Genomic DNA, 5,875 nt, shown 5'->3' with positions numbered 1-5,875 from the left:
TAGGCGCGACGCCGACGGCGAGGGCAACTACGGCTTCGACGTCTTGGTGCCCTGCCCCGCCGACGCAGACCGCGACGACGATGACGAGCCGTGCGGTCCGGCCTGGCTGCCCGCCTACAGCGCCACCGACCTGCTGCGCGCCTACCAGGGGCGGCACGAGATCGGCGACGGCCTGGTCTGCGAAGGCTGCGGCTACGAAGGCGAAATCGACCACGAGGCCGCCGACTGGGAGGCCGGAGCCGACACCGGCGACGACCCCGAGGGCCACGACGACCTGCAGGCGCAGTACGCGGAGGCGGTCCGGTCGTGAACACGCCCCCCCCATCGAACCGATCCTGGGCCCGGTGGAACGCCTCGCCGCCGCCCTGCGCGCGGGACTCGGAGAGGCCTGGGAGTCGACCATGGGCCCCGGCGCCCCCACCGCGATCCTCGCGCACGCGGGCCGGTCGGTCGCCGCCGACCCCGACCCCGAGACAGGCCGCATCACCCTCCAGGCGAGCATCGACGGCGGTGACGGGCGCACCCCGACCGCGATCTACACCGCGGACATCGCCGGGCACCGCGACCTTCTCCACTGGCTGTCCTGCGGCAACCTCACCGAGGCCGCCGCGGTGATGGCGCGCACCCTCCGGCTGCTGCTCGCGCAGCTCCCCTCCCCTATCGACTCGCAGGACGGGGGCGACAGGTGAGCGCGGCTTCCAGCACAACACAGCAGGGATGGGACCAGGCGACCTTCAGCTGCGGCCGGTGCGGCGCCAACCGCACGGCCACCAAGGAGGCCGACTACCTCCAAGCCGTCGGCGCCCACCGCGACGCCCACGCCGTCTGGGACCGCCTCAACCCGATCGAACGCGACGGCCTCGCCTCGATCCTGCGGGTGCTGCTGGCCGATGTCGGCCTCGGCCGGGAATTCCTGGCCCTCATGGACAGCCAGCCCCAGCCGACCACCCGCCCGAACCCCACCACACCGGAAGGAGCCACCCCGTGAGCCTGATCGGTCAGGAGGAAGGCATCGAGCACGGGACCCTGCGCGGCCACCGCCAGCACACCCGCAGGAAGGTCCCCGCGACCGAAGCGTGCGGCTGCCTGCAGGCCAAGCGCGACGACGAACAGGCCAAGTCCGAGGCACGCCAGGCCGGTCACTCGCCCCGGGCCGCCAGGCAGCACCGGTGGAACGGCGGGCAGTTCGCCGCCGGCACCTCCCGCCCGGAGGCGAACACCGCTGTCCGGGAGGCCTGCACCACCGACGGCTGCGCCCAGGAAGCCACCGGCCGCTTCCCCACACAGCGCGGCTGGGTCCGCGTCCACGTCGCCGGATCGACCGAGCCCGCCCGCGACTACTGCTCCGGCTCCTGCGCCACGTACGGCATCGCACTCGCCGAACTCCGCATGGACAACGCCGCCTGAGCTGACGGCCGCCCGTGCCGCCCCAACCCCCGACCAAGCGGGTTGGGGCGGTGCGGAGGACCGGACAGACCCGCCCGGCCCAGCAGAAAACCCCCGAGAGGAGGACCACCCCTCATGACCGTTCTTCACCTCGCCCCCATCCCCCGGGACGACCGCCCGCACAACGACGACGCCGGTCCTGAGCCGATCGTCGCCCTGCACCAGCGGGTGCAGACCTTCGACCTGTCCCAGCGGCAGGAGCAGCGCGGCGAGGAGGCCGCCTTCCAGGCCGTCCTCAACGCCGACGCCGTACTCACCGGCGCCTTCCCCGACACCCTCGACACCGTGGTGCAGGCCATGTCCTGGACCGGCCACCCGCCCGTCCCGGACCAGCAGTTGATGGCCTCCGCCGTCACCTACCTCGGCTCCGCCGACGGCAAGCGCGGCTGGTGGCTCCACTACGCCCGCCGCGAGGAAGGCACAGGCGAGGACGGCGGCCTGGTCCACGTCCTCACCCTCATCGCCCCCTGCTCCTGCGGCACCTACCTCGCCGTGGAACTGGTCGACGAGGACCACCTGATCGTCCTGCTGGACGAACTCGACACCGCCCCCGGTGCACCCGTCGACTGTGACTACCGGCTGCGGATCCGCGCCAGCAGCTACGCCGACCCTGCCCACAGCAGCGTCGAGCCGACCTTCTAGGCCCCGCGCTCGCAACCGCCCCGTGCACGGACGACAGCCATGTACTCCGACCCGTGGCTGGTGACCTTCCGCCTGCTGGATGAGGCCGGCACCCGCCACAGCTACGTGATCAAGGACGCCGCCAGCGCGTTCCTCGCCCGTCAGGCCGCTCGCAAGCTCGCCGATACCCCGGCCGAGCAGGCCGCCCGCCGCGGCGCAGCGATCGACCCCCGCTACGACGACGTCCTCGCCCTCAGCCCGATCGTCCTGGCCCGCACCCTGCGCTTCGAGCCCAGGACACCCACCTGAATCCGCCCCGGGACGGCCGCCTTCGGCCTGAGAAACCAGCCGGCCGTCCCGGGCCACACCACCCCGCCCGCAGGCGAGAGGAGCACCCTCATCATGCCGTCCCAGCACGCCACCGCCCACTCCCCCAGCCCAGCCGCCGCCCGCATGCGCGCCATCGGCCTCCACCGCCGTCGCAACGCACCCCGCCGCGGCCCCAGCTTCCTGTGTGGACCCTGCAACGTCGCCTGGGCGGGCGCGGAAGCCGACTGCTTCTCCTGCGGCCTGCTCGCCACACAGGAACACAGCCACCCCGGCACCGCCCTGCAGCTGCTGCTGATCGCCGTCGGCCGCAGCCCCGTCTTCAAGACGGAGCTCGGACAGCGGGGGGAATCCCGGTGACCGCTACGCTCGCGGACACGTACGACGCCCGCCTCTACGCCCGGGCCCGCCACGAAGCTGAGCCCACCGGCGCCCTCTTCACCGCCCCCCAACGCCCCGCGCCGCTCACGCCCGAGCAGCAGCGCCTCAACTTCGAGCTGCTGGGGCAGGCCATCAGCTCCCCCCACCAGGCCGGCCCCGCCGAGCCGAACCCCACCAAGATTCGCGCGCTCACCATCCAGCCGCCCTGGTCGGACCTGATCGCCCTCACCGACGAGGAGATCGCCAAGCGCATCGAGAACCGCGTGTGGGCCACACACTGGCGCGGCACCCTCCTCATCCACGGCGGCCAGACCATCGACAAGCAGGCCCTGGCCCTGCCCCATGTGCGCGCGGCCCTGCCCGAGGACTACGAGCCGGTACAGGGACACGTCGTCGCCGTCGCCGACCTCGCCGGCATCCACGCCGACGACGGCGCATGCACCCGCTGGTCCGAGCGCGGCTGCTTCCACTGGCAGCTCACGAACGTCCAGCGCCTCCCCGAGCCGGTCCACGCCACCGGATCGCAGCGCCTGTGGAAGCCCAGCCGCACGCTCCTGGACGACATCACCGCCGCCAACCCGCAGCTCACCGCGCGGCTTGAGGCCGCGTAGGCCCGATGACGGCGCCAGCCGGGGCCGCCGCCTTCCTCGCCGAAGCCCACGGCGCGGATCGCTACGGTTCGGTCGAACGTTGCACAGGGCCACGCTTGGCTGGGGCAGGGCTGTCAGCGTTTGACGCGGTTGCGGATGGCGAGGACGGCCAGGCCCAGGAGGATGGGTTCGGTCAGGCGGGAGGTCATCTCGATGTAGGTGCCGGCGGTGGTCAGGTCCTGGCCGGAGGCGCGGAACACCACCGAGTTGAGGGTGTCGTTCAGGGCCTTCTCGAAGCGCTTACCGGTGAACCGGTCGCTGGTGGGATTTTTGGGGTCGTCCGTGCCGATCTCGAAGGTGACCTTGCCGCCGCCGGCCGGGACGGTGCCGGTCGCGGTCTGCTTCGGGGTGTCCTGCGCGAGGCCGAAGGCCATCAGCAGCAGGATGGTGACGAGCATGGCCGCTCCGAGCCAGGCCAGGGCCCGGGAGGCGCGCAGGCCGTAGCCGGACAGTGCCCAGTACGCGGTCAGCAGTCCCCGTTCACTGCGGGGGATATCGTCGGCGTGGCGGCGCATCTCCATCTCCCCGTAGTAGAAGTCTGCCGCCCCTGGCTCGTGCTTGCCGTCCTCGAAGGCCTTACGCAAAGCCCGGTACACCGGAGCCAGTTGCAGCGGCCCTGCCCGCCCGGTGCCGAGGACCCAGCCCTGGACTGCTCCTGGCTGGCTGGCGCGCCAGTGGTGTTCCTCGGCCAGGACGCGGCGCTCGGTGAACCGGATGGGCGGCCAGTGCCGCCAGTGCACGGCGGGCGGTGCGGTGTTGAAAGTGCAGGCCCCCTCCAGGCGGAGTTGGTCCAGGTGAACCGTGCCGGTGAACAGACATTCCGACAGATCGAGGTCGGCCAGGTCCAGATGGGCCGCGTCCACCCCGCGCAGCGACGCCACCCGCACCCCGGGGTCGTACGCGCTCGGAAATAGACCTTCGGCGAGCGGTCGGCCGTCGTTGAGCACGAACGGATCCGGCTCGGCGGCGATCGTGAGGGGGTACTCGAACACCGCATGCGCGAAGTCCACCCGGGCATAGCGCAGGCGGATCTCCGCCGTCGATGACCAGCGGGTGCGACGGCACTCCAGACGGCGCACAACGAATGAGAGGGTCACCGGACTACCGAACATCGCACCAGACAGCACAAGCCGCCCAGCACGCACCAAAGGCCCGAATTGGTCGGCCTCCACGAAGGTCGCCGAGTCGAACATGGCGTCGCCCTGGAAGGTCGCCGAGTCGAACCAGGCGGTGCCCTGGAAGGTCGCCGACCCGAACGCGGCGGTGCCCTGGAAGGTCGCCGAGTCGAACGCGGCGCCGCCCTGGAAGGTCGCCGACTCGAATCCGGCGGTGCCCTCGAAAGTCGCCGACCCGAACGCGGCGCCGCCCTGGAAGGTCGCCGACTCGAACCAGGCGGTGTCCTTGTAGGTCGCCGACCCGAACAAGGCGTTGTCCTTGAAGGTCGTCGAGTCGAACATGGCGCCGTGCTGGAAGGTCGCCGACTCGAACCCGGCGGTGCCCTCGAAGGTCGCCCACAGGAACGCGGCGCCGCGCTTGAAGGTCGTCGAGTCGAACATGGCGCCGTGCTGGAAGGTCGCCGACTCGAACCCGGCGGTGCCCTCGAAGGTCGCCGACCCGAACGCGGCGGTGCCCTCGAAGGTCGCCGACCCGAACGCGGCGGTGCCCTCGAAGGTCGCCGACCCGAACCAGGCGTCACCTAAGCGGGGGTGACCGGTTACGGAGTCACGAAGGGCGTTGAGTAAGGCGATGAGGAGGGATTCGGTGAAGGTGGTGCCCCGGTGGTCGATGCTGGCGCCGGGAGTCAGGCCGGCCAGATAGGCGTCACGGTCGGCGCCAGCCAGGTGGGCGAGACATTCGGTGTAGCCGGGGACGTGGATGCCGCGGCAGCCGAGAGGATCGGCAGCAGGATCTGCACCGTGTGCGCAGTGCGGCCAGGGCGGTGGTTCGGACATGCTCATAAGCGGCGGCTCCACGGTCAGGTGCATGTATGGACGCTCTGGGGTCGGGAGCGGTTCAGGCTCGACCGTGACGGGCAGCGTCGCCCTCGTAATCGGACGACGAGCTCGGCAAGTAGTCGTCGATCAGCAGCAGGCCGACCCCGAGAGAGAGTGCGGCTGTGCTCCTGGCGCCGGGCAAAGGCATCCGACGCGACTCGAACCAAGCGAAGTCATGGATCGGCCCCGTCGCACATATGCCGCACATGGCTGAACAACCCGTAGATATTCGTCAGGCACGGCGCTCTGAGGGACATATGCCTCACATGCCTGTCGTCCGCGCGACACCCGAGATAACCATTGCTCCCGGTTGCATCACGGGGCGACAGCACGCAGCAGCGCACTATGTTCGCTGAGACGGAAGGCTGAACGACTCAGGTAGCCGAGAAGGCGACATTGATCAATTGACATAGGACAGCAGTGGGGGGGGGGGGGGGGGGGGGGGGGGGGGGGGGA

At 71.0% G+C, this 5,875-nt stretch carries 8 protein-coding genes and 1 pseudogene; 8 read left to right on the top strand and 1 reads right to left on the bottom strand.

Translation table 11 applies throughout. The annotated features are described in order from the left end of the window. The 8 genes and pseudogenes from ACSLTV_RS35815 to ACSLTV_RS35780 all read left to right on the top strand — a co-directional run. Nucleotides 1-310, top strand: a pseudogene (locus ACSLTV_RS35815) (ATP-binding protein); the annotation flags it as partial. A 34-nt stretch (nt 311-344) separates the two neighbouring features. Further along, nucleotides 345-689, top strand: a complete 345-nt coding sequence (locus ACSLTV_RS35810; RefSeq protein WP_435613701.1) for a hypothetical protein — start codon at nt 345-347, stop codon at nt 687-689. Further along, nucleotides 686-988, top strand: coding sequence for a hypothetical protein (locus ACSLTV_RS35805; protein WP_435613700.1), 303 nt, complete (start codon nt 686-688; stop codon nt 986-988). Before ACSLTV_RS35810 ends, ACSLTV_RS35805 begins: the two co-directional genes overlap by 4 nt. Further along, nucleotides 985-1,407: a hypothetical protein gene (locus tag ACSLTV_RS35800; protein ID WP_432158827.1), complete on the top strand. Its 423-nt coding sequence runs from the start codon at nt 985-987 to the stop codon at nt 1,405-1,407. The genes ACSLTV_RS35805 and ACSLTV_RS35800 overlap by 4 nt, the downstream gene beginning before the upstream one ends. A 114-nt stretch (nt 1,408-1,521) precedes the next feature. Then, complete coding sequence (locus ACSLTV_RS35795) at nt 1,522-2,088, top strand: hypothetical protein (protein WP_435613699.1); 567 nt, start codon at nt 1,522-1,524, stop codon at nt 2,086-2,088. A gap of 39 nt (nt 2,089-2,127) precedes the next feature. Then, on the top strand, nt 2,128-2,376 hold the full coding sequence (locus ACSLTV_RS35790) for a hypothetical protein (protein WP_432158829.1): 249 nt from the start codon (nt 2,128-2,130) through the stop codon (nt 2,374-2,376). A gap of 93 nt (nt 2,377-2,469) precedes the next feature. Then, the gene (locus ACSLTV_RS35785) at nt 2,470-2,754 is read left to right on the top strand and encodes a hypothetical protein (protein WP_432158830.1); all 285 of its coding nucleotides are present in this window, start codon (nt 2,470-2,472) and stop codon (nt 2,752-2,754) included. Continuing rightward, the gene (locus ACSLTV_RS35780) at nt 2,751-3,386 is read left to right on the top strand and encodes a hypothetical protein (RefSeq protein ID WP_435613698.1); all 636 of its coding nucleotides are present in this window, start codon (nt 2,751-2,753) and stop codon (nt 3,384-3,386) included. The genes ACSLTV_RS35785 and ACSLTV_RS35780 overlap by 4 nt, the downstream gene beginning before the upstream one ends. Before the next feature lie 113 nt (nt 3,387-3,499). Here ACSLTV_RS35780 and ACSLTV_RS35775 read toward each other — a convergent pair whose 3' ends face one another. After that, nucleotides 3,500-5,383 carry a pentapeptide repeat-containing protein gene (locus tag ACSLTV_RS35775; RefSeq protein WP_435613697.1) on the bottom strand — a complete coding sequence of 628 codons (1,884 nt, stop codon included), beginning with the start codon at nt 5,381-5,383 and terminating at the stop codon, nt 3,500-3,502. Nucleotides 5,384-5,875: the final 492 nt, after the last annotated feature.

Source organism: Streptomyces sp. bgisy159 (assembly GCF_965341775.1).
GTDB lineage: Bacteria > Actinomycetota > Actinomycetes > Streptomycetales > Streptomycetaceae > Streptomyces.
This window is presented reverse-complemented; position numbering and strand designations above follow the sequence as displayed.

Bases quoted from the DNA above. Each gene is read 5' to 3' on its own strand.
- ACSLTV_RS35785 (WP_432158830.1), top strand. From the start codon at position 2,470: ATGCCGTCCCAGCACGCCACCGCCCACTCCCCCAGCCCAGCCGCCGCC.
- ACSLTV_RS35795 (WP_435613699.1), top strand. From the start codon at position 1,522: ATGACCGTTCTTCACCTCGCCCCCATCCCCCGGGACGACCGCCCGCAC.
- ACSLTV_RS35775 (WP_435613697.1), bottom strand. From the start codon at position 5,383: ATGAGCATGTCCGAACCACCGCCCTGGCCGCACTGCGCACACGGTGCA.
- ACSLTV_RS35790 (WP_432158829.1), top strand. From the start codon at position 2,128: ATGTACTCCGACCCGTGGCTGGTGACCTTCCGCCTGCTGGATGAGGCC.